This is a genomic window from Niallia sp. FSL R7-0648, assembly GCF_038007005.1.
GTDB lineage: Bacteria > Bacillota > Bacilli > Bacillales > Cytobacillaceae > Niallia > Niallia circulans.
Genome location: NZ_JBBOWE010000001.1, coordinates 292,258 through 316,520, shown reverse-complemented (window position 1 = coordinate 316,520; position 24,263 = coordinate 292,258). Strand labels below are relative to the sequence as shown.

The following is a 24,263-nucleotide window of genomic DNA, read 5'->3' as shown; positions in this document are numbered from 1 at the left end:
ATCAGCCAAAATAGGGTCAACTTATCCCCAAGGCATATCTGTACTAATAACACTTGCAAATGCTTTACTATGCTCTCTTCTATCTTTACGGATTTTTACGCGTTGTTCTGCTGTGTTATAAAGCATAGTTTCTTCCTCGGACTGGGGGATTACTTTAGGAACCCGTCTTGGCTTGCCGTTCTCATCTAATGCAACAAAGGTTAAAAAAGACGTAGCAGCAAGCTTTCTTTCCCCTGTTTTTAAATTTTCTGCTATTACCTTCACAAAAACTTCCATCGATGATTTTCCTGTATGTGTAACATAGGATTCTAGACATACGGAATCTGTCGGGCGAATAGGAAACAGGAAATCAACGGAGTCCGTTGAGGCTGTGACTACATCGCTTCTTGAATGTCTCGATGCAGAAATAGAGGCCACATCATCTATATAACTCATCAGTTTCCCACCAAATAAGGAATTATGATTATTTGTATCAATTGGGAATATTCGGCTTGTTTTTACTACTAATGATTCCTTGCAATATTTTTCTTCTTGAACTGTCATTCCGAACAGCCCCCTTTTTTTTAAGTAAGTATTGGAAATTGTAATAGAAATATTGTAGATCTACCATCTGAATTTTGTAAAGATAAATGTCCTCCCTGTGCTTTTGCGAGGAGAAGACTATATGGCAATCCTAAGCCGAGCCCACGCTCGATATCTTTCTTATTTTTCCCTCGATAAAATCGTTCAAAAATATAAGCCTGTTCTTCTTCTGGTATGCCATAGCCATTATCTTCTACTAAAATTTTGATGTTCTGATTATCATGTGTTAAACGGATTGTTATTTTTCCACCCTGCTTCCCCTTGATAGCATGTAAGCTATTATTTAATAAATTTACGATAATTTGTTGAAAACGAACACTATCAAGCATGGTGAAAATCGGCTTTTCTGGATTTATAAAGGTAAGTTTCGCAGAGGACAAAGAGTCCGTATGGACAATTTCCCATTGATAAATAATTTCTTTTAAAGTCGCCTGTACATTCAGCTTTTCCTTATTCACTTTAATTGAACCAGCACTAAAGCTATTAAAATCTAGTAAATCCTCTACCATGCTTTGCAGTCTGCCAGCTTCCTTTAAACTCATCGATAAAAATTGGCTTTTCTTCTTTTCTGGAATGACATTGTCATTGACAGCTTGAATTAAAGCACTGATAGAGGTGATCGGTGTTTTTAATTCATGGGTAACTCCTGCGAGCAATTGTGTCCGTAAACTTTCCAATGCATAGAGCCGCTTAGTCATTTCGTTAAAAGACAGCATCAATTGGTGTAACTCTTTTTCCTGCACTTCTTCATTTAATGTAATATGATAGTTACCATTCATTAATTGTTGAGCAGCGTTGGCAACCTCTTCAACCGGCTTTGCCATCTTTTTAGATAAAGAATAAATAACGAACCAGCCTAGCAGCGCCAAACTAAGAAGCAATAATCCCAGTAATTGATATTCTTCTTTATTTAAATGCTGTAGCTGATTATGCGGCTGAATAATATAGACTGAACCTGTTGGCGTCCCATCCTTAATAATAGGTGCTATGACAACGGATGCTTTTTGATTATTCCAGAGTGTGACCTTTTTAATCGTTAATTCACTGACTAAGGGCAAAGACTCAATTAGCTGCTGTTTTTCGCGAGAGTCTGGTGGGAAGTTCTGATTCATAGAGCGTATATTACCGGCAGCATCTTTTAGAAAAACATCTAGTGGCTGCCCTTCATTGATAAACTTCTGTCTATCCTGCAAAAATGGCAGACGAATATCCTTCAATCTGCCTTCTCCCATTTCATTAGCATGCTCCGCTATTTCCTGGGCAACTAATTTTGTTAATTCTAAGCGATTTTCCAAAGCATTATGGCGAATCCACAAAATTGAAATAATCCCGATAATCAAAAGACCTCCACATAATGTCAGCAAATATCTTTTTGTCCAATAATATAGAAGAGGCGTTTTTTCTTTATTGTTTTTCCTGAATATAAAATTGATAGCCCAATCCGCGTAATGTTTTAATTTCGCCATCTTTTGGATCCCACCCATTTAATAATTTCCTTATTCTTTTAATCGCTAGATCAACCGCCCGATCACTTCCATCATAGTCATTTCCCCATACATGATCCAGAAGCTGATCCCTTGTAAATGTTTGATTTGGATTGCTTGCTAAAAAGAGAAAGACAGAAAGATCTCGCGGAGTGAAGGGAACCTCAATTCCATTAAGAAAAACTTGATGGGAGACATAATTTATTTTTAAATCGCCATAGTATTTCACTCTCTCATCTTCTTGATAATGGGAGGATCTTCTTAGTACCGCTTGGACACGGGCGATGACTTCCTCCCCTACAAACGGCTTGGTAATATAATCATCCGCTCCATTTTCAAACCCTTTTAGTTTTTGCTCTGTATCTGATAAAGCTGTAAGCATAATAACAGGACATGCCGATTTCTTACGAATAAACGAAAGAACGCTCCAGCCATCTACATATGGCATCATAATATCTAATAGAATAAGGGCAGGAGTTTCTTCCTCTAGCTTCTGTAAAGCCTCTTCTCCATTATAAGCATAATCTACATCATAGCCTGCATTTTCTAAATATGCTCCTAAAACCATAGAAATTGCTAGTTCATCTTCCACAATTAGAATCTTTTTCATCATCTTTTCCTTATGCTTTATTTTTTACTAATGAAATCCATTATACCGATAATTATCAGGAGAAAAAATAGATCAGCCTTCTATCCAGCTGATCTACTCCTCTTATTGATATCTTAATGCTTCAAGGGGACTTAAGTTAGATGCTTTGTTCGCTGGAAAAATCCCAAAGATAATGCCAATTAATACAGAGAAACTAACGGAACCACCGATGATCCACCACGTAATCTGGGAAGTCATCTCTAATGTGCTCGACAATATGTCTGCACTAGCGATTCCAATAGCTGCTCCTAAAATTCCGCCTAATGCACTAAGTACAATGGCTTCAATTAAAAATTGGAGCATGATATCTTTTTTCCGAGCACCTATCGCTTTTCTAATCCCAATTTCCCTTGTTCTTTCTGTAACCGAAACAAGCATGATATTCATAATTCCGATTCCACCAACGATTAAGGAAATGCTGGCTATGCCGGCTAATAACAATGTCATCGTATTGGAAACCGAATCGAGAGCCTCCGATACAGATGATTGATTTCGCACAGAATAAGAAGTTTCATCTCCATCAAACTGATTGTATAATTCTTGCTTCATTTTTGCCATTCCCATTTCAACTGAATCCTCATCCGTCATAAGCACTGTTGCTGAAGTTACATAGGTTTGACCGATAAAGCGTTGTGCTGTTGTAAATGGAATGAGAACAGAATCATCTACAGATCCAGTTAACTCTTCCCCTTTTTCAGCAAGTACTCCGATTACTTTATATGTTGTTCCATCAATTTGAACGGTTTTATCGACTGGATTTGTAAATCCAAATAACTCGGATGCTATATTATACCCCAGCACCACTACTTTATTGCGATTATCCAAGTCAATGTCCATGACATTTCTTCCTGACTGTAAAGTAATATCCTGTACCTCTTCATAAGAAGTAGTAACACCTGTAACAGTAACTCCAGAGCTTGATGTCGTTCCATTTTTAAGCGTACTAGATGTTGTCACTGTTGGTGAAACAGCCTTTACTTCGTCAAATTCCGTAAATGCCATTAGTTCATCATAATCAACAACCTCTTCCTCACTAGAGTTTCCCGATAAATTCACAGAAACTGTTGTCGTTCCTAAGCCGGCAATGTCATCGGAAACAGAATTGGAGGCTCCCATTCCTAATGAGGTTAAAGCAATAACCGCTGCCACACCAATGATAATACCCAGCATGGTAAGCACTGCTCTTAATTTATTCATTGCTATATTTTTAAAAGCTATCTTGATTGCTTGTCCTAATTTCAAGAGACAACTACCTCCTTTGTCTCTGCTAGGCGACCATCTTGAATGCGAATAACTCGCTTAGCCTGTTTAGCGATTTGTAAATCATGGGTGATTAAAATTATGGTATGTCCTTGTCTATTTAGGTCTTTCATTAAATTCATTACCTCGACTCCTGTCTTACTGTCTAACGCTCCAGTCGGCTCGTCAGCAAGCAGGATTGGCGGATTCCCCGCAAGAGCTCGGGCAATGGCCACGCGCTGTTGCTGTCCACCAGATAATTCTGTTGGTTTATGTCCCGCTCTTTCCAGTAATCCTACTTTTTTCAATGCCTGCATGGCAATTTCTTTTCTTTCCTTACTTCCGATTCCTCGATAAACCAAGGGCAGCTCCACATTTTCAAAGGCAGACTGTTTTGTTAGCAGGTTAAAGGATTGAAAAATAAAGCCAATCTTATGATTTCTCACTTCTGCTAACTGTTTGCTTTTTAACGAAAAAACATTTTGACCGTCCAAATAATATTCACCAGAATCAGGGGTATCCAAGCAACCGATCATATTCATTAACGTTGATTTACCTGAACCAGACGGCCCAATGATAGCAATAAAATCCCCTTTATTGACTGTAAAGCTTACATTATCCAATGCCGTTACTGTCTCTCCTCCAAGTGTATATTCCTTTTTGACATTCTTTATTTCGACAATTGCGTGCTGTTCTATCATTCATTTCTACCTCCAAACCCACCAACAGGCATTCCTCCGCCTTGGCCTCCTCCAGGCATTTGCCCTCTACCTTCACCATTTGGCATTTGGCCTCCACCTGGGAACATTCCTTGTGCTTCACTATCACTTGATGACTCAAATGTTGGCAGTACTACCGTTGTACCTTCCTCTAAACCACTTTTAATCTCCGCAACTTCAGTATTTTGTAATCCTACTTCCACCGTTTGTTTTGTTGAGGCAGTTTCCTTTGTGCCATCTTCATTCGTGTTTGTGCCATTTGCTACTAGAACATAATATTCATCATTTTCCTTTTGTACAGCTTCTACAGGAACCGTCACGACATCTTCCGCTTTATCCGTTGTGATAGTAGCTTCTGCTGTCATCCCAACCAGCAATCCACTTGGCTTAGTTATTTTCACCGCAACCGCATATTTTGCGACACTAGTACTGTCACTGTTTGCTTCTTTTGCTACACTCGTAACTTTTCCAGTAAACTCTTTATCTTCCAATGCACTCACTTTTACATTAACAGCTTGTCCAGCCTTTACTTTCGAAATATCTAATTCATCTACGTTTACTACCATTTCTAGATTGTCATAATCTGTAACGGTAACGATTTCTGTTCCCATTGATACATTGCCATCTTCCTCTACATTTAGGGCTGTGATTTCACCAGAAAAAGTTGCAACAATTGGGTCGAGCGTATCATTCTCGAACGTTACTAGCTCATCGCCTTCTTCCACCTTATCCCCTGCTTCGACTAACACCTCGTCTACCGTTGCATTCCCTTCAGCAGTGAAAGTCTCTTTATTGATAGCTGCAATGCTTCCGGTACCACTTACCTCTATTTCAACATCACCAGCTTCTGCTGTTGCTGTCTGCGTTCTAGCCTGTGCTCTTACTTCGGTTTGATTATCATTGCTAAAATAATAATAAGAGCCAATCCCCGTCCCTATTACCAAAACTGTTACTCCACTAATAATCCACTTCTTTATACTTTTCTTCATTTTTTGCTTCAACCTCTTTCTATTCTATTTTAATGAATTTACTTGATTCATTGTCTTGCTGTTTACAAGTAATAGAATAAAAGAGTTATGTGTCAGGAAGAAGTCAGGGAGAAATTTTTTTATAGATTTTACAATTTTGTTTTTTGGGGGCAGGGGATTCGGCTCTGTTGCTTTTCTGCTTGTTTGTGGGAATAGAGGCGGATTCTCTGTTAACTTTCTCCGCTTTTATTCATTAATATCCAATTAATCCGATACCTCTCTAATCGTCCAACCTTATCCCTCCAAACATCACGGGATAAAATTCCATTGACGAACATAGACCTCCTATTATATGATAACTTATTGTGTGAAAGTTATTGGATAACGTGGTTCGAGACCATCCCACGTAAAAAAACTAAGGGAGAGAAAAAATGAAAACAAAAACACTTGCGATGAACGGTTTAGTGGCTGCATTGTATGTCGCTGTTACGATTGCGATTGCGCCGATTGCTTTTGGCAGCATTCAATATCGTGTTTCGGAATTATTTAATCATCTTGTTGTATTTAACAAAAAATATATTTATGGAATTGTAGTAGGAGTATTTTTAGCAAACTTATTCCTTTCAACTATTAAGTTATATGATTTAACTTTCGGAGTTGCTCATTCTATTATTTGCTTGTTAATCACAATTGGTATAAGCAAGTTTGTTAAGAGTTATCTTCTACGAATGATTATTAACACTCTTGTATTTACTTTTAATATGTTTATTATTGCCTATCAATTGCATCTTGCACTTGGGTTCCCTTTCTTAATCACTTGGGGAACAACAGCTATTGGTGAATTTGTTGTCATGGCAATCGGTATACCTATTATGCATTTCTTAAATAAACGTATTTCCTTTGGGAAGTTAATGGATTAACTAAAAGAGATCAAAATAATCTTGCTCCTTAAGATTATTTTGACCTTTTTTCGTTTTATCACTTTTATTCTATATGAAATATAATCCAATCATTCTTTGTTTATTTTCTTAATCAATTATCCGTTAACTAGAATTTATATTTCAACTATTAATTCCGATAAACTTCCAACTTTGACCCCATTTACTTCTTTACCTTCAACCATTAATTCAACTATTATCTCTGAAGGCTTTTCCATAGAATAACCTTGTTCCATAAAATAGGAATATCACATTCCATTTCTGTATTTTTATACTTAAATAAATAACAAGCAAGGGCACTATTGGATTTACTAGTAGCAGACTCTTCATTTATACCTTATAAAGGAGGCAAAGTTCCGCAGTAAGTATGAGAACCAAACAGAGTTTCAAGTGTGAAAATATCTAAATGAAAATTTAGAAAGCGCCTATTATCAGCCACTGAGACATCAAAAATTACAAAGAATAAATGTTCATTTATAGAAAAATTAATAATTTAATTTCCCTGTAAAATATATATCTTTATTAAGAATACTAGAAGTATCATAAAGTTTGTTTTTTTCACTAAATCTTGTTTTTTACTTGAACAATATATAAAAAGACAATTTAAACGGAGGATTTCACACAAAAAAACATATGATTCTGAAGTATCTCTTGTATTAAAATTTGAACCGACTAACAAGTTTTTAAGAATTACTAAAGAGGTCAACTACTATTGACGACCTCTTTAGTAATATAAGATCCTTTTGCGGAATTAGAGAAAAAACTATATGAGGACTGCATATGCCAGTTTTGAATTAAAATGATGCAGTTTAGCATATGATTTTTTTTACAATCAATTCTTTCCATTAAGTATATTTTTTTTAATTGTTATCTCTGCAATTAAAAGATTAAGAATCCAACATAACCAGACTGATATCGTATAGGCATTTCCATAGGAAATATTCAATGCATTATGAGTAATGGCTACGATTATATAAATAGTCATATTCGCAAAGGAAAGAAAAAAACTTCGCATGATCCATTGACTGTGTAGGATTACTTTTTTTCTCTTGATATACCAAAACCCTAGTATAGTTGTACTGAGCCATAATGTATTTAAAATTAGAAACCCGATTGTACTTAGCCATCCCCCTGTTGCAAAGAAAGAGACATAAACTCCGGGAATAAAATTTAAAATGATAGACAGGACATATAATCGTCCATTCCAACGGTGAAACTTGATAGACTTTATGCGTATTCTTTTTATCACACCTAATGGGCCAGTGAACAGTGCAATAATAGCCAGCAAAATATGAATACGAATCATTACTATCCATAGGGATTTATTTGTCAGAATAAGATCCTTTCTAGAAATAAATTTTTCAAAAGTAGGATCAACCATAAAATTCTTAGACAATGTATGAAGTATCCATAGGCTTGGGATGATTAAAATGGCTATTCGAATGAATTTTTTCATTAGCTCTTCCTCCATTGCTGTTTAGGAAATAAACTGCGATTAGTCATAATAAAAACAGCGACCATGATGAATAGGAAGGTAATCCAGCTATACCATTTATCTTTGAGACATTTTCTATTAATTTCTTCTCAAGGTACTTTGAAAGAATAATCTTTTTCAGTTTTCTATGTATCATTGCAATCGCGCCGCCAATCAGGACAAGCAGCACGATTGCAATCCCTGCCCATAAGATTGAAGGATAAGATGAATAACCAAAGGGCATTCATCCTCCTGAAATTATCAAAAGAACTAATGCATAATGACTTTTCGTATAAAGTTCAAAGTCGTTTTAAGGACTGTTTTTTATTCATAGCCCGTACGAGAAAAAATCATATGAATGATAAAAGGTAAAGTAAGGAAGCTTCCTAACAAGAATAAATACAAGGAATAAATACATAGTTATATTTCCTTTTAATCAAGACGATGTCCAATTACTTTTGAAGAAGGAAGCATACCAGCCTTCGCCTCACCCACCATTTGGTTTCCATCTATTGAAACACTAAACTTTAAAGTAAGGTTCATAGGTTTCGTTACTTTCATTGACCACTTTAACTGATTTCCTACAAGAAAAGGGTTGTCTAAAGGGACAATCTCTTTTCCTTGCTTTGCAGTTCCGACTATTTGTCCATCATTAGTAGATATATCTATTAATACAGGAAGCTTTCCTATAGGGGTGGAAATGATGGTATCCCATTTTCCTGGAAAATTCCATATTTCATAAGATTGAATAGTGGAAGATTTTCTTGTTTCTTCATCTTGATTTTCATGCTTACTTACATTAGGGACATTTCCTTTAGCTTTCCAAACAGTCCCCCTTCGTTCGTATTCAAATAATTGCTCAACAGCATGTGCAATTTGGGAGCCTAACTCTTGTTCAACTAAGTAAAGGGCAACATCTAATCCAGATGTAACACCACCCCCAGTGATGAGATTACTATCATCAACGACTCGTGCATGAACTGGAATAGCACCTGTGGCACTTAAAAGTTCCATTCCCATATGATGGGTAACGGCATGCCGTCCCTCTAATAAACCACTCATAGCTAATAGGCAAGAGCCACCGCAAACTGTGGTTAGCAAAATATCTGGCTTCGTCATGGCTTCTTTTAATAAATGATTTAATTCCGTTTCCATTGCTTGTTTTAACTTAAATGGCACCGAATCTGGTCCATTATCATGAACAGACCCAGATGCTCCAGGAATAAGAATGATTCCTTTATGGCTTAAATCAAGTTTATCACTGGCTTGAACTTGTAAATGATTTACGCCGCTTGTCACCAAACGCTCGCCGTCAGCAGATACAAGTTTAACAATTACTTCCTCGTTTGAGTACATTGCAGCAGCAGTAAACACTTCATAAGGTGCAATAGCGTCTAATAAATCAAATCCATCAAACAACACAATTTGGATATGCATACATATTTCCTCCGTTAAAAATAGAATTTAGACCGATAAGGAAAGAATATCCTTTGAATATCTCAAAAGATGGTATAAAACAATCACAAAATAATCACAATCCCCCACAAAACATTATTTTAAAAAGAAAAAATGATAAACTAGAATAGAATTTAATTGTGAGATTCGTTTTTAGATGGTGGTATATAAGGAGAGGTGGATTTTCGTGAAGGAAGTACATACGATTCTAGTTGTTGACGATGATAAAAGCATTGTCGATCTATTGAGGGATTTCTTAGAGAATGAAGGCTTTTATGTAAATACTGCTAATGACACTACTCAGGCACTTGTCCTACTGGAGCAAAATGTTATTGATTGCATTGTTCTTGATGTAATGATGCCCGGACAAAATGGTTTTGAGCTATGTCGGCAAATTCGTATGGAAAGCAACGTACCGATTCTTTTTTTGAGTGCTTTAAGTGATGATGTAGATAAGATTCGCGGCTTAGCACTTGGTGGAGACGATTATATAGTCAAAACTGCTTCTCCGGGTGAGATTGTTGCAAGAGTGAAGGCTGTATTAAGGCGCTCCAGTTCTCAGCAAGAATTGAAGAGAAAGGTCTTGGATTATGGAAGGCTTTTGTTGGATTTGTCAACAAGAGAAGTTTTTGTAGAAGGGCAGTCCATCTCACTAACACCAAAAGAGTATGATTTGCTGCAATTGTTTGCAGAACATCCGAAATTTGTATTTTCTTACGACCAATTACTTAAAAAATTTTGGGAGGGAATTGGTGATAAACATACAATTCGTGTACATTTAAGCCGACTACGGGAGAAAATTGAAGCTGATCCGAATGATCCGCAATTTATCGTCAACGTATGGGGTATTGGCTATCGTTTCAAAGGAGAGTAAAATGAAAAATATTCGTATTCGTAAGTTCACCATTCTCTGCTTATTTATTATCTTAATTTTCCCATGGATATTTTATGTGGGGGGGCATTTTCTTGAAACAAAATCGTTCAATCTTGGCATTCAAGCCAATTCAAAAATGACTCAAATTATTGCAATAATCACTGGTCTACTATTAGCCTTTTTAATTGTTGCCGATGCAATGCGGAGATATATTCTCATTCCTTTGGAGAAAATGAGCGTAAGTGTTAGACAGATTGCAGAAGGAGATTTGGATATCCAGTTACCTTCCTCAAAGATTTCAGAAATTGCTGAAGTCCATGACGGTTTTCATGTGATGGTAGATAGTTTGAAAAAATCATTTAAGAAACAGGTAGAATTAGAAAATGAACGAAGATTTGTGATTGCTGCTGTTGCGCATGATTTACAGACACCATTATTTGCCTTACGGGGCTATTTGGAAGGTTTAGAACAAGGTATTGCTGACTCCCCTGAAAAACAAGCAAAGTATCTGCAGGTTTGTAAGGAGAAGTCTGTACAATTGGACCGACTTGTTGAAGACCTTTTCACATTTACAAAGACAGAATTATTGGAGATAGAATTCAAGGAAAATATGGTAGACCTTTCAATTGTTATACAGAATTCGATTGACAACTTTAGCCAGCTAGCTAAACAGAAGCATATATCGATCATTATAAACCAATTTGGCGAAGAGTTTGTGGTCCTTGGTGATTCACACTTATTGGAGCGATCCATAAACAATTTATTGGATAATGCGGTCAGACATACACCTTGTCATGGGAAGATTTTTGTAGAGTGCTATAAGAGTGATAACAATGCGGCCTTTACTATTAAAGATACAGGTGAGGGCTTCTCTTCCGATGAGCTTCAACGAGTTTTTGAACCATTATATCGTGGGGAAGCATCGAGAAATCGTTTAACTGGGGGCATTGGGCTGGGAATGACGATTTCAAAGAGAATTATTACGCAACATAAAGGTAACCTTGTCGCAGGTAACCATTTAGACGGTGGTGCAATCCTAAGTGGCTGGATACCCTTGGCAAACAGTTCTTTCTATTCCAATACTTGAAAAGACTTATTTAGCAATCATTATTAACTGATTCCTTTTCTCTAGATGCTCTTTCTAACAAATATTTTGGTTTACCATCAAACTAGCAGTAAACCGGATTATAAATAGTTATTAAAATATTCAACAAATGGGTGCGATAGTAGAATAAATAGCTATCAAACTTTCTTATAAAAAAATTTAACATAGTTATTAAAAGAAAATCCATTTTGATCAATCTTTCTTCAAATTGGATTTTTTGTTTGCGTTGTTAAATAAGGAGTCAATAACATTTTTTAATCAAACATTATTTCAAAGCTACATGAAGTCTATTATCACTGGAATAGAGCCTACTTGGCTAACTCAAGAACAATGAATAGATGATCAGCTATCTCCAATAAATCAGTGACTATCTCATTGTCTAAGTTGTTGTTACCGACATCAGTAATCGTTACAAGTGCTGAGTTAGTGTGGAATAATTTTATATAATCCTTCAAAGTTCATCCCTGCTGGTTTCTCACTTAATAAAGTGGGATTACGACATATAAGTTCAACCTCGCTATGAATATGTATATATCCTTTTTCATTAACTTTCCTAGTCAGTTTACTACGCTTTTGGCAGAAGAAAAGACCAAATCGTATGCTATTTGGTCTACTTATTAGTTTTATATTTCATGTGGTTGGTCTCCATAAAAAAGGAACAAAATTCCGTATATCTAGTTTTTTTAATACCTACTGTCAACCGTATCTAACACTTGTTTTAAATTACCTTCTCTTTCCGTAATCTCTTGTTCTGCTTGATTACGTTTCTGTTTTCCTTCTTCTTGGATATGTAGTGTCTCTTCTAATGAGCTCATCAGTTTATGCTGTGTTTCTTTTAGCGAATCGATTTCGACCATTGCGGGACGGTTTTCCTTGGCGATTTGTACCATCTCTTTTGCGTTGGCATCCATTCTGCTTGTATTCAGTTTTGCTTGTGTTTCAATCGCATGACGCTGCCTTAAAAGCGTTAAAGCAATGGAAACTTGGTTTCTCCATAATGGGATGGATGTCATGATCGACGACTGGATTTTATCAATAACCGTACGGTTCGTATGTTGAATCAAACGGATTTGTGGAGCTGTTTGTATGGTAATTTCTCTGCTGACTTTTAAATCATAAATACGTTTTTCTAGTAATTCCGCAAAATGAATTAAATCATTGACCTCTTGCAGTTTCATTCGATCACCGGACTCTTCTGCAAGTTTTTTTTGCTCCGGAATAAGCTTTTTCGTCATTTCTTCGTATTTCATTTCCGCTGCAGCAATATATACATTTAAATCTTCAAAATAAGTTTTATTATGTTCATAAAGCTGTTCTAATAAATGAATATCTGCAGTCAATACGTTTTTACTGCGTTCGAGACGCACACTCATCCGATCTATTTGGGCACTTGCCTTTTGATAATTTGATAGAACTTCATGGACACTTTTGGAAGGCTTGCTAAATAATCGGCGGAAAAAGCCCTTCTTTTCTACTCGTAATTCATCAGGATTGATTTCATTTAATTTTTCCATTAAATCACTAACGATATCCCCGACTTCCCCAACATCTTTGCGCTGCACATGCTCAATCATTGTATGGGAAAAAGAAAGTAATTTTTTCTGCGCTGCTGCCCCGTAAGCAATCATCGTACGGTGATTGCTTGGATCTAGTTTATTGGCTAGTTCATATGCTCGTTTTTGATTTTCTGGAGATAAAACATCAATAAGGCGAACAGTTTCAGCTGTTTCGCCTTTTTGCATGAACAAATTATTGCTTTCTCCTAAAGGATCGGAGAAATAATCATCTGTAATGTTTTTCATTTGTCGTTCATCTGTCATTTAGTCCGCCTGCTTTCATCTAACAAATCAGTGTCCTTCTCCTTATTAGAAATATGCTTTACTACATCTAATTCAAAATGCAGATCATCAATATCATCTGATAGGATGCCATGAAGATCGTCTTCCAGCGTTCTAGAAAGCTGCTCTAATGTTCTTCTTGTATCATTTAAAGTTGCCTGCAGTGCTCTGTTTTTCTTCGGCTGGGCAGATAAAAGGGCATACTTTTCTGCGATTTCCACTAATGAATCTAAATGCGAATAATAGAATTTCTCTGCTTTATAGAAACGGCGCGGCTCTTCCTTCGTTAATCGGTAGATTTTCTTTGTTACTCTCATTAAATCGATTCTTTGCTTAAAAGAAGGAAAGTGACGGATAGCAAAAACATGTCGATTTAATCGACTAATTTTCTCATTCGCTTCCTTTAGCTGTGTTTGAATAAATTTATATTCTTTCCTTGATAAACCTTGCCTTACCATTAATTGATGTTTAATTACTCCATCTGTGATGAAATAAGAAACTCCCGTTGCCGCAGCTCCATATAGAACAGATGGGATAAAATATTGGTCAAATGCCACATAACTGATTAGCCATGTTAAAGCACCTACAGGAAAAGAAATGCCTGTTCGTACTAAAAACATTAAAAATGAGTTCACTATAATCGACTCCTGCCTTCGTATTCCTTTATTTTTTATACGTTTCATTTCAGCTTTTGTTTCAAAAATCGATGATTTATTTACTTCTATTTTAACGTAACCAAGTTCCTTCTTGCTATAGACCTTAAATGGAATCTTTTCTACGACTAAAGACGTATTTTGTTATGTGTCCTTACATTATGTGTATGTGGAAAAGCATAAAAAAATGATTTGATGCTTTTATTCTATCAAATCTAGGCTCATGTTTCATGTTTTCTCTTTTATTGGATAGATGTGGAAACAACTATTTTACAGCAAAAAACCCGTAAATGGAATTTACCATTTACGGGGTCCTTTTCTTGCTATCTTATCCAAGGCGATTTGCAAGTCTAGGCTGCGGCTGTTTTGGTTCTTTTGGCTGCAGCTTCATATGTGGCGGCTTTATGATTAAAGTAATGATAAAGGAAACGACACATAAAACAGATATGACTGTAAAGGTCGCATGGAATCCTCCGAGTACTGCTGCAATCATCGATCCAGCCAAAGCTCCAAATCCAAAGCCTTGATAGATTACACCATAGTTTTTACTTTGATTTTTCAGTCCAAAGAAATCAGCGATAATAGCCGGATATACGGTGATAACGCCTCCGAAACAAAATGCAATTGCGGCTACACAAGCAAAGAATAATGGATAGCTTAATGGAACTACATTTAATACAGTGACCGCTGCCGCTGTTACGACTAATGTTCCAGATACTACTTTTATACGACCTACTTTGTCAGACAATGCTCCAAGAATAATACGACCGATTGTATTGAATATCGCTACTAAAGCAACGGCATTGGCAGCTGTCGCCACATCTAGATTCGCTAGACTGACACCAATATCTTTTACAATACCGATTAAGTATAATCCACTCATACATGCGGTAAAGAAAATAACAAAGAGTAAATATGCTTGCTTTGTTTTTAGCATTTCTTTCACTGTATAATTCTTTTGCTCTGGTGCTAAAGAAGTTGTAGTTGTTTCTACTTCCTGTGCTTCTTTTAAAAGGAATGATCCGCCGACAACCATTGCTAAAGCAATAATTCCCCAAATTAAGAAGGCTGTTGAAACACCATAAGCTGCGATTAAGCTTGTATTAATATATTTAAAAACTAAGCTGCCGGTTCCATATGCTCCTACAGAGATACCAGAAATTAATCCTTTTTTCTCAGGGAACCATTTAATTAAATTAGATAAAGACGTGATGTACGCAGTTCCGTCTGCAAAACCTACAAAAACACCTGCTACAAGATAAAGCATCCATAAAGAAGATACTTGTGAAGTAACCATTAATCCTCCACCTAGCATGATTCCGGCACAGGCAATTAAGCGGCGGAGTCCCCATTTATCTTGAATTTTCCCGGCAAAAAGGGTTGCGAAGGCAAGCGCAAAACTAGTAATGGAAAAAGTGATAGCCGTTGCGCTCAAATCCCATCCAAATTTATCAACAAGAGGTTGATTGAACAAGCTCCATGTGTATATTGTTCCTAATCCCATTTGCACAATAATGGTACCAATAACTATCAGCAAGCGATTGCCATTTCGTTCTTTCATTCCGATCTCCTCTTTCTACTCGGTTTATAAACAGTATTTTTTACTATAAAAGGTTGTTTATGCTTTCTTTTGATAGTTAAATTATACCGCCTGAAACATTTTTGAAACCGGTATCAGAATGAAATGCCCTTTATTCGGAATGAATGGTATTTATAGATGCATAATTTGTCGAAATGCTTTGGCTTTGCTTCTGCTTACAGGAATTTCGGCCTTAATATCCTTTAACCTCACCAGATAAGTATGGTTAAACCATGGGACAATTTCATGGATTTTTGAAAGATTCACAGTGTAGGAGCGATGACAGCGGAAAAAGGTATCCTGCGGCAATTTATCATGAAAATCAGAGATACTCATTGGCATCATATATTCATCTGTCTTCGTATAAACTAATGTTACTTTTTCGCTCGCTTCTGCATAATAAATATCATTGACATCTGTCACAATGATATTTTCATTTTTACGCAAGTTTATCCGACGATTTATTTCTGTCGTAATTTCTTCTTCTCCACCGCTTGCTTTTTGGAAAGCTGCTTCTAATTTTGCCAGCATTGCGGCAATCCGCTTTTCTTCATACGGCTTAAGAATATAATCAAATGCCTCTAATTCAAATGCTTGTGCTGCATGCTCTTTATAAGCAGTTGTAAAAATGATATAAGGCTTTTTCGCAAATTTACTAATATTGCTTGCCAAAAGCATCCCATCTAAAGAAGGTATATTAATATCCAGGAAAATGGCATCCACTTCTTCTGCTTGCAAAAATTTAAGCACATCTAAGCCATCTTCAAAAGTGGCGACAATATCAATTTTGCTATGGGTTTGAATTAAATATTCTAACTCTTCTTTTGCTGGAATTTCATCCTCTACTATTATTGCCTTCATGCTATCTCCTTCGTTATGTCAAAATAAACTTCCGTACCTGGCTCTAATCTACGAATGTTTAAACCGGTTCCATACATTAATTTTACTCGTTGATGGACATTTGTTAAACCGATTTGTTTGGAGGATACCTCTTCTTTCGCTAAACGATCAATTACCTCCTGAGCAATCCCTTCTCCAGTATCTCGCACACTAACCCTTACTGTCTCTCCTAAATCTTTGACTGATATCGTTACAACTCCAGGACCTTTTCGCTTTAAAATTCCATGTACAACCGCATTTTCGACCAATGGCTGGATGAGAAGACTCGGAAGTTTAATATGTATATCATCTATCTCATAGTTCACTTGCAGGCGGTTCCCGAAACGAGCCTTTTCAATTTGAATATAGTCTCTTACTTGCTTAAGTGCGAGCTGGATATCAATAAGTTCTTCTCCAACCTCTAAGTTATAGCGCATATACCCCGATAAATTAATAATTAATTCTCGTGCTTTTTCAGGATCGCGACGGGTTGTGGATGCAATTGCGTTTAGCGCATTAAATAAGAAATGGGGATTAATTTTTGTTTGTAGTGCTTTCAGTTCGGCCTTATTTGCTTCCTCTTTCATTTGCTCCACTCGCGATACTTCCATAAGGGTTGAGATAATTTGCGCCAATCCAATTGCCATTGTTTGCAATGTATTGGTAATTGTATAAGCTTTTCGGTAGTAAATTTTTAGAGTACCGGTTACAATCCCTCTTTCCTCTAACGGAATAATTAATAAACAATGAATTTGCGGAGTATGATGATCGGCAATATTATTCCGAATCGTAATCTTGCCACTTCGAATGGTCTCTTTCGTTAAATCACTGATAATCTCTTGGCCGATCTTATATTTTTCCTCCCCAAACCCTACATATGCAAGAACATCTTTAGTATCCGTAATAGCTACTGCGTCTGCTTGAATATCTTCTTTTATAATGGTACAAATAGTTCGCAAAGAATTCCCATTAATAGAACGAAAATAAGGCAAGGTCTTATTCGCAATATTAAGGGCCAGCTGTGCCTGCTGTGCCGCGATTCTTTCCTTTTCTCCTTCTACGCTGGCAATCATCAAGACAATTAGCCCAATGCTCCCTTGTCCTAAAATCATCGGTAAAGCAATAATCGAAACAATATCTATTCCTAAGTCGAAAGGATCTGCCATAAATAATATCAAAATCATTGTTAGCATTTCACATAGCATTCCAGCAACTATTCCATAAATCCAGCGACTACTCTTTTTCACACGAAGGTGAATATAACCAGATACAATCCCTGCTAAAATACTTGTAATTAAACAAGGAATAGAGGTTACGCCACCAATGTCAATTAAATAACGATGTACGCCGGAAACAATTCCGGTCACAATTCCAACCCATGGGCCAAACAAGATACCACCTGACATAATGGCAATTGTGCGGATGTTGACAATCGAACCTTCTACTTGAATTCCCGAATAGGTTCCAAATAGAGCGAAGGCACAAAATATTAGTGTAATTAACGTCAGCTCTGTTGGCGAGTGATGATCCTTTTGCAAGGTCTCTTTAAACTTCGGTACTCTTGTCATAAAAAATAAAGTAATGAGTAAAAGGGCAGCTCGTTCAAATAATTGAATGAGCATTTGCAATTCTAGGGAAGAGTTCATTTTTCTTCCTCCTTGTGTTCAGCAGTCTTTGGTGTATTTTAATACTAGTAATGTATCATTAATTTAAGAAAAAGAATCCTCGAGATTACTGATTTCTCCACTTTCGACATCGACGCAGTAGTTACAGTCCAACTTCCCGCATAGCACCCATTTCTTATCAGCTGGATCAAACACATAATAAGGGGTTAAGGTGAAATATGGCTTCAGCTTTTTGTAAGCTTCGTCTTTAGTAATTTTTATCTCCTTCTCTTTCTTAATTACTTCCTTTTCCTTTGCATCGAGAATTTCATCCCAAAGTTCTTTTTTATCCATATAATTCACTATCTTTCCCTCTTGATCATGAAAAGTAAGGATTCTTCCTGCAAATATACTTTTAGAGACATTTTCCTCAATCCGTGCAAGCAAATTAAAATTTTCTCTATATAAATATTTAAGCATCCATTTACCTGAATCATTCGGATACTTCATGCGCAAAAAATTGGTTACTTCTTGGATACATTTTTCTGTGTCTTCATCCGTGATTGGCAGCGAATCTGGATGTGGAATCTTTAAATATGCATCTTCCACACTTACTTCATTCGCCCAATCTAAGGGCTTCCTATCAAAATCATCCTCTTTTCCTTCCTGCCATTTTATCTCTTTGTTAATGTTTTTTCGAAAACCAAACTTCTCCTCCATAAATGGAAGGCTTCCTTTCCGATCATTTCTTATATACGTTTCTTCCACTCCATATACGATTAACTTGCCGTCCTCATTAGGAAATTCAGCTAAAACTACTTGATCTCTCGCTATATCCTCGATATCTGCTAGCGATAAAGTATATTTTTCTTCTAACTCTTTCTTATTCGTTAACACACTTATATGTTTCGAATAAAATGTTAGCTCTCCGTCTTCGTTAAACTCTACAGTTATTGAAGAGGATGGAGATAATCGAATACCATTCCACTGTTCCTCAAAGTAATACTCTCTTTCGTCTCTTTGCTTGCAAATAAAATCCTTCTCTATATTTAAGCCTGTGAATTCGGCAAGCCATTTTTTTACCTCTTTTACATCTTTATGTGGAAATACTACCCCATTTTTCGCATAGGTTACTCCTTGGACAAAAATAACAGATTCGAATTCCTCCGTATGTATATTTATATCAATCGAAGCAGTCCCTTCCGGATTCTCCTCCTCATCTGTCCAATCGGCGTATTTATTCGGAAACCATTCCATATTTAAGAAATACACTGTCTCGCCATCCAATGTAAGCTGTCTAAATAAATGATGTCTACCTAAATAATAATCTTCTAACCCCCATTGTCTCCTTGTTAAATTAATTAATTTTTCCATTCTTGTATCCATTCTTAACTCCTCCTTTATATCACTTTCTAATCTATCACATCCCATATATCATCTTCCAGCAATATCCATCCAGCCCTTTTTGGCTATTGCAGTATCACCTGCCAATCCATGAATATAGCCCCTTAGGTGAACATCTTCTTCCTTTAACCCTTGGGCATCCTATGTTCGCTAAATCACATCTTTTCATTTCTTCGCTATTCAGTAAATATTCCACTTCTCTTCACACTCTCTAAAAATTTCTTCTATGATACCAACAGCTTGATATTTTTTGTTACATACTCCTTCTATTCTTTTGACTTTTTCCTGCTCGAAAAAAAGTATCCTCATTTGAAGGATACTTTTCGGAACACTTTATTGTCTTTTTTTCGTCTTTTTATTATTTAATTTCTCCGCTGCTGTTAATGGTTCATTGGCAAATTCATGATCATATTGACGAGCTGTATCATTTTGTACTGCTTGCTTCGCATTTTTATTTTTATTTTTTGTCATGATTATCACCTCCACCCATTATTCTCTCTTGCTCCTTTTTGAAATATGTAAGAACTTAGGTGTATTTTATAATAAAACAGAGACCCCCATTTGGCATTGGAAGTCTCTTAAAATTTATTTCCCATGTGTAACTATTTTAACTTTTTGTTTCATGGTTGGACTAAATATATTCCCTTTTTTATAAGCAATCCCTGTAGCTACAATCAGCAGAATACCTGTTACAATAAAAACAGACTGAGCAGGGAGAACTCCTCCAAGGAAACCACCAATCATCGGTCCAAACATTCCTCCTAGTTGATTGGCTGTTTGATTTAAACTAAAGGCTCTGCCACGGAAATCCTCTGCTGTTGATTTCACAACTAACCCATTTAATGCTGGGAATACTGCACAGAAGAAGAGTCCAAAAATGAAACGAGTAATTGAAAAGCCCCAAATATTACTGAAAATGATTTGGGCAAAAGTACCAAGCCCGCCGCCCAGTAATCCGATAAATAAGACGCGGTTAAATCCAACCTTATCCGCCCACTTACCCCAATATGGTGCCATTATGACACTAGCAATACCAGGGAGTGAGAAGATTATACCTGCTAATAAGGAGGCTTTGTCCATGGAACCTCCGACCTCTAATATATAGAGAGGCAATATTGGCTCAATCGTCATGATCGAGCATGAGGTAACAATTGTTAACAAGAGTACAAGCATCAACGGTTTATTGGAAAAAGCAATCCGCAAGTCATTTCTGACAGATCCTTTTTCTTTACTTGGCGAAAAATTATCCTCTTTTACCCAGAAAATAATTAAAAACGTTGCAATAAAAACAAGGAGCCCAGCACTCGCAAAGGAAAGTCGGTTTCCAACTAATTGGGAGATTACGCCTCCAATCAACGGACCCATAATCCCACCCGATGCGGATGCCGTAGAAATCATTGATAATGCATAACCAGTTTTATCTGAAGGAGTATTCGTCCCAATTAAAGCTATCGCCCCAGGAATAAATCCAGACAACAATCCTTGCAGAATACGAAGTACTAATAGCTGATAGGGATTGGTAACAAATGCAGCTAACGTATAAACAACAAATAGCACAAACCCCGCGCGAATAATCATCGGTTTTCTTCCATATTTATCGGCAAGCCTTCCCCAAAACGGTGAAGCAAACGCACCGGCAAAAAACGCTGCACTAAATAGTACTCCAGCCCAAATCTCTGTGTTTTCATGAACATTTAATTCAATAAGAAAAATTGGTAAAAAGGGAATTACCATGTTAAAGGATGCAGAGGTAAAGAAAACCCCTATCCATAAAACAAGCAAATTCCGCTTCCAAATTTCCATTTAGTATCGCTCTCCTAAAACATCAGCAATCAACAACTAAGCCAATGAGATTTATTTCCTCCATCATAGCATACAACCATTTATTTTTATACCCGAAATTTCCATTTCCCGAATAATTTAGGCTGCGGGCGATTACCACAAACCTTCTTTCTTAAAATAAATAAAAAACCCAAACAATTATACGAATTTTTTTAGTGTGTACGTATAATTGTTCGGGATTAAATTTAATTGGAATACTTATGTCCCAACCTTTTTAATGCTTAATTGATTTTAAATTCTTTTACTAATCCATTTAACTCTACTGCTAAGTTAGATAATTCATGTGAGCTATCTGAGAGCTCTTGCATAGAGCTGCTTGTTTGTTGAACGGAAGCGGATGTTTGTTCAATCCCTGCAGCTGCTTCTTCGGAAATTGCAGCGATATCTTCAATCGAACGATTCATCTCTTTACTTGTTTCTAAGATAGATGCTAGATTTTCGGAAACAACTTCAATGCTATTTACCATATCATTAACAGCATCTTTAATACCTTCGAATGTTTCCCCAGTCATCTTAATCTGTTCCGCCCCCTTCATTACTTCTTCATAACCACCTTGCAAGGATTCTGTTACCACACTTGATTCTTTTTGAATGCTTCCGACAATATCGGTAATATCTGTGACGGAGAAAGCAACTTGCTCTGCCAGCTTCCTCACTTCATCTGCAACTACCGCAAATCCTTTTCCATGCTCTCCAGCACGTGCTGCTTCAATAGCTGCATTTAAAGCAAGTAAGTTTGTTTGATCTGCAATCCCCTTAATAACAGAAACTAACTTAGATATTTCGTGCGATTGGGTATCCAAGCCACGCACTTTATCTACAGCTTCCTTCATAATTTGATTAATTACATTCATTTGTTCAATAGAAGATCCCATTAAGCGACTGCCATCATTTGTCATGCCTAATACCTTATTTGATGATTGATAAATTAGTTCCCCTTGATTATAAGCATCACCGATTGTGCCAGAAAAAGATTCCATTGATGATGCTAAATCAGTAGCTGTATTTGCTTGACTTTCTGCTCCTGACGATAGCTCTTGCATGGTCGTTGCAACTTGCTGACTTCCAGCAGTTACTTCATTAGTAGATTGGGATAGGTTCTCACTCTGCTTGTTTACTGTAATCGATACTTCTGATATTTTTTGAATGACCATTCGTAAATTATTGCTCATTTTATTCATGGACTGAGCTAATTGGCCAATTTCATCTTTACCTTTGTAGTTAACCTCTTCTACCGTTAAATCTCCTTGTGCAATCGTATCACTAACCTCTACTACTTTCTTTAAGTTACGTGTAATTCTGCTGCTGATAATAATAATTAGCACCGTACCAATTAGCAATGCTGTAATCATAGAGATAATTAAAGTCTTGGTTGCAACACTTCCACTAGCGATTGCGTCTACCGCTGCCTCTGTCCGACTAACTTGTACCTGTTCTTGCATTTTATTTAAAGCAGTAATTGTTCTATTGCGAATAGTTGTATTGGTTAAACTTAAGGAATTAACCGCCGATCGATCGTTTGCTTCAATCGCAGGAATAATCTGCTCTAAGAATAAGTCATTCATTTGTTTATTGCGATCTACCACTTCATCGAATAACGCTTTTTCATCTTTATTTCGAAGATCTTTTTTTATTTGTTCTTCATATTCATTAAATTTAGTATTAATCACCTGAAATTCATCCACATATGTAGGGTTTTGATAGTCCAGATAATTTAAAATACTAAGACTTTTCTCTCGGGTAAGTGATCCCATTTCCGTAATAATAAGTGCTTTTTCATCTGTTTTATTTAATTGCTCAATACTATTATTAATATGGATTAAACGCGTCGTTACTAATACTGTAGTAATGGTTAAAAGAGCAAAAACAAATAATAATGTTATTCCATATTTCCAGCCAATTGTAATATTATTAAATTTAGTGAACCGGCTATTAACTCCTCTTAAAGTTCTATTCCCTGATATCTTTCTGATATTTAGTTTGCTAAAAATAGATTTCTGCGATTTTTTTTCTTTCTTTAAACTGGTTATTTTTTGTTTTTTAAATTTCATTTTCGCCATCACAAGTTCTCCCCTTTGATGATTTCAAACCTCCACTACTAAAGAGATTTTTCTCTTCTATTCCAAAATAGCAATTTTTGTTTTTTTGTTTATTCCTCCTTCTCATTAAATATCGATCTTTCTGCTTATCTGCCTCTATTTTTATTGTGGCTATGTATGATTGTAATTAGTAAAATAGAATCAGACCCTTTATAAAGCAAGGTACTTTATTACTTTGTATGTATAATACTAATGTAATTTACAGAATAATTCAATTTTATTTACAAATAATTTATCGGACTTTTTACCCTTTTGTTTATATTTAAATAATTTTTTATTATATTATTTCCCTTTATTTTCAACTCTTTAATTAGTGATTCTGTCCAAAATAAAAACAGTGATAGCTTTATCTCATAAAGCTATCACTGTTTTACATTTTTTATAAATAGAGAACCATTAACTCTTCGTCATAATATTTTCCGTTTATTTTTATCGCCTTTCGATCGATTCCATACGTTTCAAATCCAAATGCTCGATATACTTTTTTTGCAGCTGTATTTTCTGCAACAACTGCTAAGTATACTTGTTCTATTCCCTGTAAATCACGTGATTTTTCTATTGTGGCTTTGAGCAATTGCTTCGCCACACCTTTCCCTCTACGTTTAGGGGTCACATAGACAGCGTAAATATTCGCACGATGGCTCATTTTTATCTTGGTTTCTCTCATTAATGTTACAACGCCTACTAAATCCTTTTCCACAAATGCCCCATATACATAAGACGATGGATCACTTAGCCTGCTTTGTGTTCGACTTAGCGGATAATCCTTTTCTTCCTCATAGCTAGAACCAAATGCTTCGGGATTAATTTGCAATGCTTCTAATCTGAGGGCGAAATAAGCCTCTGCATCATCGGGGCGTAATTGCCTGATTTCCATT

At 36.2% G+C, this 24,263-nt stretch carries 22 protein-coding genes and 1 riboswitch; of the genes, 3 read left to right on the top strand and 19 right to left on the bottom strand.

Going from position 1 to position 24,263, the window contains the following annotated elements:
* Positions 1–21: 21 nt before the first annotated feature.
* From NSQ89_RS01515 to NSQ89_RS01490, 6 genes are all read right to left on the bottom strand, one after another.
* Entirely contained in the window at positions 22–543 is a 522-nt protein-coding gene (locus NSQ89_RS01515; protein ID WP_047944652.1) for an acyl-CoA thioesterase, read from the bottom strand.
* Between the two features lie 20 nt (positions 544–563).
* Entirely contained in the window at positions 564–2,048 is a 1,485-nt protein-coding gene (locus NSQ89_RS01510) for a HAMP domain-containing sensor histidine kinase (RefSeq protein WP_176473301.1), read from the bottom strand.
* Positions 1,987–2,676, bottom strand: a complete 690-nt coding sequence (locus NSQ89_RS01505) for a response regulator transcription factor (RefSeq protein ID WP_047944654.1) — start codon at positions 2,674–2,676, stop codon at positions 1,987–1,989. Before NSQ89_RS01505 ends, NSQ89_RS01510 begins: the two co-directional genes overlap by 62 nt.
* A gap of 102 nt (positions 2,677–2,778) precedes the next feature.
* Complete coding sequence (locus NSQ89_RS01500) at positions 2,779–3,957, bottom strand: ABC transporter permease (protein WP_341132132.1); 1,179 nt, start codon at positions 3,955–3,957, stop codon at positions 2,779–2,781.
* The gene (locus NSQ89_RS01495; protein ID WP_047944656.1) at positions 3,954–4,655 is read right to left on the bottom strand and encodes an ABC transporter ATP-binding protein; all 702 of its coding nucleotides are present in this window, start codon (positions 4,653–4,655) and stop codon (positions 3,954–3,956) included. The genes NSQ89_RS01500 and NSQ89_RS01495 overlap by 4 nt, the downstream gene beginning before the upstream one ends.
* A complete protein-coding gene (locus tag NSQ89_RS01490) occupies positions 4,652–5,662 on the bottom strand; it encodes an efflux RND transporter periplasmic adaptor subunit (RefSeq protein ID WP_095323080.1) in 1,011 nt (336 codons plus the stop codon). Before NSQ89_RS01490 ends, NSQ89_RS01495 begins: the two co-directional genes overlap by 4 nt.
* Positions 5,663–6,021: 359 nt before the next feature.
* A riboswitch (PreQ1 riboswitch) is annotated at positions 6,022–6,066 on the top strand.
* Between the two features lie 6 nt (positions 6,067–6,072).
* Here NSQ89_RS01490 and NSQ89_RS01485 point away from each other — a divergent pair.
* Positions 6,073–6,561: a QueT transporter family protein gene (locus NSQ89_RS01485; protein ID WP_095259218.1), complete on the top strand. Its 489-nt coding sequence runs from the start codon at positions 6,073–6,075 to the stop codon at positions 6,559–6,561.
* A gap of 850 nt (positions 6,562–7,411) precedes the next feature.
* On the opposite strand, the gene NSQ89_RS01480 is transcribed toward NSQ89_RS01485, so the two are convergent.
* The 3 genes from NSQ89_RS01480 to NSQ89_RS01470 all read right to left on the bottom strand — a co-directional run bounded on the left by NSQ89_RS01480 (position 7,412) and on the right by NSQ89_RS01470 (position 9,490).
* The gene (locus NSQ89_RS01480; RefSeq protein WP_095259217.1) at positions 7,412–8,035 is read right to left on the bottom strand and encodes a DUF2306 domain-containing protein; all 624 of its coding nucleotides are present in this window, start codon (positions 8,033–8,035) and stop codon (positions 7,412–7,414) included.
* A 43-nt stretch (positions 8,036–8,078) separates the two neighbouring features.
* On the bottom strand, positions 8,079–8,297 hold the full coding sequence (locus NSQ89_RS01475) for a hypothetical protein (protein WP_336045458.1): 219 nt from the start codon (positions 8,295–8,297) through the stop codon (positions 8,079–8,081).
* A 188-nt stretch (positions 8,298–8,485) separates the two neighbouring features.
* Complete coding sequence (locus NSQ89_RS01470) at positions 8,486–9,490, bottom strand: DJ-1/PfpI family protein (RefSeq protein WP_336045457.1); 1,005 nt, start codon at positions 9,488–9,490, stop codon at positions 8,486–8,488.
* Positions 9,491–9,695: 205 nt separating this feature from the next.
* On the opposite strand from NSQ89_RS01470, the gene NSQ89_RS01465 reads away from it, so the two are divergent.
* Positions 9,696–10,382: a response regulator transcription factor gene (locus tag NSQ89_RS01465; RefSeq protein WP_095259215.1), complete on the top strand. Its 687-nt coding sequence runs from the start codon at positions 9,696–9,698 to the stop codon at positions 10,380–10,382.
* Between the two features lies 1 nt (position 10,383).
* The gene (locus tag NSQ89_RS01460) at positions 10,384–11,469 is read left to right on the top strand and encodes a sensor histidine kinase (protein ID WP_341132131.1); all 1,086 of its coding nucleotides are present in this window, start codon (positions 10,384–10,386) and stop codon (positions 11,467–11,469) included.
* 701 nt (positions 11,470–12,170) lie between these two features.
* Here NSQ89_RS01460 and NSQ89_RS01455 read toward each other — a convergent pair.
* The 10 genes from NSQ89_RS01455 to NSQ89_RS01410 form a co-directional block, all read right to left on the bottom strand.
* A complete protein-coding gene (locus tag NSQ89_RS01455) occupies positions 12,171–13,307 on the bottom strand; it encodes a toxic anion resistance protein (protein ID WP_341132130.1) in 1,137 nt (378 codons plus the stop codon).
* Entirely contained in the window at positions 13,304–13,960 is a 657-nt protein-coding gene (locus NSQ89_RS01450; protein WP_341132129.1) for a 5-bromo-4-chloroindolyl phosphate hydrolysis family protein, read from the bottom strand. The genes NSQ89_RS01455 and NSQ89_RS01450 overlap by 4 nt, the downstream gene beginning before the upstream one ends.
* 346 nt (positions 13,961–14,306) lie before the next feature.
* Complete coding sequence (locus tag NSQ89_RS01445; RefSeq protein ID WP_095259212.1) at positions 14,307–15,539, bottom strand: L-lactate MFS transporter; 1,233 nt, start codon at positions 15,537–15,539, stop codon at positions 14,307–14,309.
* A gap of 150 nt (positions 15,540–15,689) precedes the next feature.
* Positions 15,690–16,418 (bottom strand): LytR/AlgR family response regulator transcription factor, encoded by a 729-nt coding sequence (locus NSQ89_RS01440; protein WP_047944662.1) that lies wholly within the window; start codon positions 16,416–16,418, stop codon positions 15,690–15,692.
* Complete coding sequence (locus NSQ89_RS01435; protein ID WP_082138449.1) at positions 16,415–18,082, bottom strand: sensor histidine kinase; 1,668 nt, start codon at positions 18,080–18,082, stop codon at positions 16,415–16,417. Before NSQ89_RS01435 ends, NSQ89_RS01440 begins: the two co-directional genes overlap by 4 nt.
* Positions 18,083–18,145: 63 nt before the next feature.
* Positions 18,146–19,426, bottom strand: a complete 1,281-nt coding sequence (locus tag NSQ89_RS01430; RefSeq protein WP_341132128.1) for a hypothetical protein — start codon at positions 19,424–19,426, stop codon at positions 18,146–18,148.
* 351 nt (positions 19,427–19,777) lie between these two features.
* Positions 19,778–19,915 carry a small acid-soluble spore protein O gene (gene sspO, locus NSQ89_RS01425; protein ID WP_047944664.1) on the bottom strand — a complete coding sequence of 46 codons (138 nt, stop codon included), beginning with the start codon at positions 19,913–19,915 and terminating at the stop codon, positions 19,778–19,780.
* A 114-nt stretch (positions 19,916–20,029) separates the two neighbouring features.
* Positions 20,030–21,247, bottom strand: a complete 1,218-nt coding sequence (locus NSQ89_RS01420) for an MFS transporter (protein WP_047944665.1) — start codon at positions 21,245–21,247, stop codon at positions 20,030–20,032.
* 260 nt (positions 21,248–21,507) lie between these two features.
* Entirely contained in the window at positions 21,508–23,346 is a 1,839-nt protein-coding gene (locus tag NSQ89_RS01415; RefSeq protein ID WP_061800630.1) for a methyl-accepting chemotaxis protein, read from the bottom strand.
* Positions 23,347–23,764: 418 nt separating this feature from the next.
* Entirely contained in the window at positions 23,765–24,262 is a 498-nt protein-coding gene (locus tag NSQ89_RS01410; RefSeq protein ID WP_047944666.1) for a GNAT family N-acetyltransferase, read from the bottom strand.
* Between the last annotated feature and the right edge of the window lies 1 nt (position 24,263).

What these genes read in the sequence shown, in the direction of transcription:
- NSQ89_RS01515 (WP_047944652.1), bottom strand. Translation starts at nt 543, where the DNA reads ATGACAGTTCAAGAAGAAAAATATTGCAAGGAATCATTAGTAGTAAAA.
- NSQ89_RS01510 (WP_176473301.1), bottom strand. Translation starts at nt 2,048, where the DNA reads ATGGCGAAATTAAAACATTACGCGGATTGGGCTATCAATTTTATATTC.
- NSQ89_RS01505 (WP_047944654.1), bottom strand. Translation starts at nt 2,676, where the DNA reads ATGAAAAAGATTCTAATTGTGGAAGATGAACTAGCAATTTCTATGGTT.
- NSQ89_RS01495 (WP_047944656.1), bottom strand. Translation starts at nt 4,655, where the DNA reads ATGATAGAACAGCACGCAATTGTCGAAATAAAGAATGTCAAAAAGGAA.
- NSQ89_RS01490 (WP_095323080.1), bottom strand. Translation starts at nt 5,662, where the DNA reads ATGAAGAAAAGTATAAAGAAGTGGATTATTAGTGGAGTAACAGTTTTG.
- NSQ89_RS01485 (WP_095259218.1), top strand. Translation starts at nt 6,073, where the DNA reads ATGAAAACAAAAACACTTGCGATGAACGGTTTAGTGGCTGCATTGTAT.
- NSQ89_RS01480 (WP_095259217.1), bottom strand. Translation starts at nt 8,035, where the DNA reads ATGAAAAAATTCATTCGAATAGCCATTTTAATCATCCCAAGCCTATGG.
- NSQ89_RS01475 (WP_336045458.1), bottom strand. Translation starts at nt 8,297, where the DNA reads ATGCCCTTTGGTTATTCATCTTATCCTTCAATCTTATGGGCAGGGATT.
- NSQ89_RS01470 (WP_336045457.1), bottom strand. Translation starts at nt 9,490, where the DNA reads ATGCATATCCAAATTGTGTTGTTTGATGGATTTGATTTATTAGACGCT.
- NSQ89_RS01460 (WP_341132131.1), top strand. Translation starts at nt 10,384, where the DNA reads ATGAAAAATATTCGTATTCGTAAGTTCACCATTCTCTGCTTATTTATT.
- NSQ89_RS01455 (WP_341132130.1), bottom strand. Translation starts at nt 13,307, where the DNA reads ATGACAGATGAACGACAAATGAAAAACATTACAGATGATTATTTCTCC.
- NSQ89_RS01445 (WP_095259212.1), bottom strand. Translation starts at nt 15,539, where the DNA reads ATGAAAGAACGAAATGGCAATCGCTTGCTGATAGTTATTGGTACCATT.
- NSQ89_RS01440 (WP_047944662.1), bottom strand. Translation starts at nt 16,418, where the DNA reads ATGAAGGCAATAATAGTAGAGGATGAAATTCCAGCAAAAGAAGAGTTA.
- NSQ89_RS01435 (WP_082138449.1), bottom strand. Translation starts at nt 18,082, where the DNA reads ATGAACTCTTCCCTAGAATTGCAAATGCTCATTCAATTATTTGAACGA.
- NSQ89_RS01430 (WP_341132128.1), bottom strand. Translation starts at nt 19,426, where the DNA reads ATGGATACAAGAATGGAAAAATTAATTAATTTAACAAGGAGACAATGG.
- sspO (WP_047944664.1), bottom strand. Translation starts at nt 19,915, where the DNA reads ATGACAAAAAATAAAAATAAAAATGCGAAGCAAGCAGTACAAAATGAT.
- NSQ89_RS01420 (WP_047944665.1), bottom strand. Translation starts at nt 21,247, where the DNA reads ATGGAAATTTGGAAGCGGAATTTGCTTGTTTTATGGATAGGGGTTTTC.
- NSQ89_RS01415 (WP_061800630.1), bottom strand. Translation starts at nt 23,346, where the DNA reads ATGGCGAAAATGAAATTTAAAAAACAAAAAATAACCAGTTTAAAGAAA.
- NSQ89_RS01410 (WP_047944666.1), bottom strand. Translation starts at nt 24,262, where the DNA reads ATGGAAATCAGGCAATTACGCCCCGATGATGCAGAGGCTTATTTCGCC.